The organism is Curtobacterium sp. MCBA15_005, assembly GCF_001864855.1.
Classification (GTDB): Bacteria; Actinomycetota; Actinomycetes; order Actinomycetales; family Microbacteriaceae; genus Curtobacterium; species Curtobacterium flaccumfaciens.
The window spans coordinates 122,131-124,606 of record NZ_MJGL01000023.1 but is presented as its reverse complement, the minus strand read 5'-3'; the positions used below and the strand labels follow the sequence as shown (position 1 = coordinate 124,606).

At 69.8% G+C, this 2,476-nt stretch carries 4 protein-coding genes; 2 read left to right on the top strand and 2 right to left on the bottom strand.

The window, feature by feature from the left end:
• Positions 1-23 precede the first annotated feature (23 nt).
• Together BIU89_RS11410 and BIU89_RS11405 are read right to left on the bottom strand one after the other, a co-directional pair.
• Positions 24-284 (bottom strand): thioredoxin family protein, encoded by a 261-nt coding sequence (locus tag BIU89_RS11410; RefSeq protein ID WP_027464648.1) that lies wholly within the window; start codon positions 282-284, stop codon positions 24-26.
• 29 nt (positions 285-313) lie between these two features.
• Positions 314-604, bottom strand: a complete 291-nt coding sequence (locus BIU89_RS11405; protein WP_027464647.1) for a hypothetical protein — start codon at positions 602-604, stop codon at positions 314-316.
• A 114-nt stretch (positions 605-718) separates the two neighbouring features.
• Here BIU89_RS11405 and BIU89_RS11400 point away from each other — a divergent pair, with 114 nt between their 5' ends.
• Positions 719-1,168, top strand: a complete 450-nt coding sequence (locus BIU89_RS11400; protein WP_071246630.1) for a MarR family winged helix-turn-helix transcriptional regulator — start codon at positions 719-721, stop codon at positions 1,166-1,168.
• Entirely contained in the window at positions 1,165-2,406 is a 1,242-nt protein-coding gene (locus tag BIU89_RS11395; RefSeq protein ID WP_071246628.1) for an MFS transporter, read from the top strand. The genes BIU89_RS11400 and BIU89_RS11395 overlap by 4 nt, the downstream gene beginning before the upstream one ends.
• Positions 2,407-2,476 lie beyond the last annotated feature (70 nt).

The following is a 2,476-nucleotide window of genomic DNA, read 5'->3' as shown; positions in this document are numbered from 1 at the left end:
CGGCTGCGGCGCCTGCGGCTCGTTCAGAGCGCCTTGGCCACCGCGAGCAGGAGCTGGTCACGGGTCGGGACGCCGGGTGAACGGAAGACCTCGGTGCCGTCGTCCTGCCGCACGATGATCGTGGGCGTGGACCGGATACCGAGGTCTTCCGCGTCGTCGGGGTGTGCCGCCACGTCGCGTTCGGTCACGGTGAGCCCGGGGACGAGCGCCGAGGCCTCGGCCGACACCCGGCGGGCGGCGGCGCACGGCGCACAGAAGGCGGACGTCCAGAGGTCGAGCTGCATGTGGTCCTGCAACGCGGCGGGTGGGGGTTCTACTCCCGGTCGAACTCGCCGCTGCGGTCGCCGCGGTCCTGCAGGTCGTCCACCGGGTCCGACTCCTCCGGCTCGTAGGTGAACTCGACCGAGATCTGGTCGAGGACCTGACGGGACTTGGTGGCGCGGTAGGTGAAGGCCGTCTGCAGGCCCTCGACGTCGGCGAACACCGTGACCTCGTCGTCCAGCGCGTCGCTCGTGGCGGTGCGGGTGTCGGTCGTGCCGTCGAAGGGGCCGCCGTGGAAGATCGCGGTGTACTCGTCGCCTTCGTGGATGGTGATGTCGCTCATGCCTCCCTTCTACCAGGCGGCGGCTGGTGCAGTCTGTTCGGGCCCGTCGTTGCTCGGCTGTGCCGCCGTTGCGCTCCCGTTGCGCTTTGCATAGCACGGCTATATAGTTCAGCTATGGAAACACCGCGTGAGCAGACGATCGAGACCCTCCTCGTCTCCGTCAACCGCCTGATCCGCAGCGCCGTCCAGTCGACGGGCAACACCACGTCCGCCGCGGTCTGGCGCACGCTCGGCATCCTCGAGACCGACGAGCCCCTGCGACTCGGTGAACTGGCCACCGCCTCCCGTGTGGCGCAGCCCACGATGACCCGACTCGTCGCCGGCATGCTCGCAGAAGGCCTGGTCAGCCGCAGCGTCGACCCGGACGACTCCCGCGGGCAGCTCATCGAACTCACCGAGGCCGGACGCGAACGACTCGCCTCCTGGCGCTCCACCCTCACCAGCACGGTCGGTCCGTTGTTCGCCGACCTGACCGACGACGACTGGGACGTCCTGCACCACGCGGCGAACCTGATCGCCCAGCGGACCCGGCCAACCCCCAACGGAACGGAGATCCCCGCGTGAACGCCCACGCACCCGCCGGCCAGTCCGGCTCCATCCTCAAGCAGTCGTCGGCGGTCTGGGCGATCGCTTTCGCCTGCGTCGTCGCGTTCATGGGCATCGGCCTCGTCGACCCGATCCTCCCGGCGATCGCGGCGTCCCTCAAGGCGACCCCCGCGCAGACCGAACTGCTCTTCACGAGCTACCTCGCCGTCACCGGTGTCGCGATGTTCTTCACCAGCTGGGTCTCCAGCCGCATCGGCGCGAAGCGCACCCTGCTCATCGGACTCGCCCTGATCGTGGTGTTCTCGGTCCTGGCGGCGACGTCGAACAGCGTGTGGAGCATCATCGACTTCCGCGCCGGCTGGGGCCTCGGCAACGCGCTCTTCATCTCCACCGCGCTCGCGACCATCGTCGGGGCAGCGTCGGGCGGCACCGCCTCGGCGATCATCCTGTACGAGGCAGCGCTCGGCCTCGGCATCGCCGTCGGTCCCCTCGTCGGAGGTCTGCTCGGCTCGGTGAGCTGGCGCGGCCCGTTCTTCGGGGTCACGACCCTGATGGCCGTCGCGTTCATCGCCATCGTCGCCGTGCTGAAGACCGGCAGCCTCGAGAAGCCCACGCCGACGAAGCTCTCCGCACCCTTCCGCGCCCTGACCCGTCCGGCGCTCGCAGCTCTCGCCGCGACTGCGCTGTTCTACAACATCGGCTTCTTCGTCCTGCTGGCGTACACCCCGTTCCCGCTCGGCTTCGGCGCGCTCGGCATCGGGTTCACGTTCTTCGGCTGGGGTGTCGGTCTCGCGATCACGTCGGTCTGGGTAGCCCCGATGCTCACCGCCCGTCTCCGGAGGACGACGGTGTTGAAGATCGCCCTGCCCCTGCTCGCGCTCGACCTGTTCGCCGCGGCCGTCGTCGTGCGTTCCCAGGTCGGCCTGATCATCTGCGTCGTCATCGGTGGCCTCGTGCTCGGTGTCCTGAACACCGTGCTCACCGAATGCGTCATGGAGGCCACCGACCTGCCCCGCTCGGTCGCCTCGAGCGCCTACTCCGCCGTCCGGTTCATCGGCGGCGCCATCGCCCCGCCCGTCGCGACCCTGCTCGCCGACGCGTACTCGCCCTCGGCGGCGTACGTCTTCGCGGGTGCGTCCGTCGCGGTCGCCTTCGTCGTGATCCTCTGCACCACGAGGATCCTGCGTCGCGTCGACGACGGTGCCGAGCCGGAGCGTGTCGAGGCCGAGGCCATCACCGCCGGCGACATGGCCTAGCCGCCGGGCGCCCGCGCTCTTACCGTCCGCGCCCCACTTCCCCACTTCCCCACGAACGGGCGAAATGCCG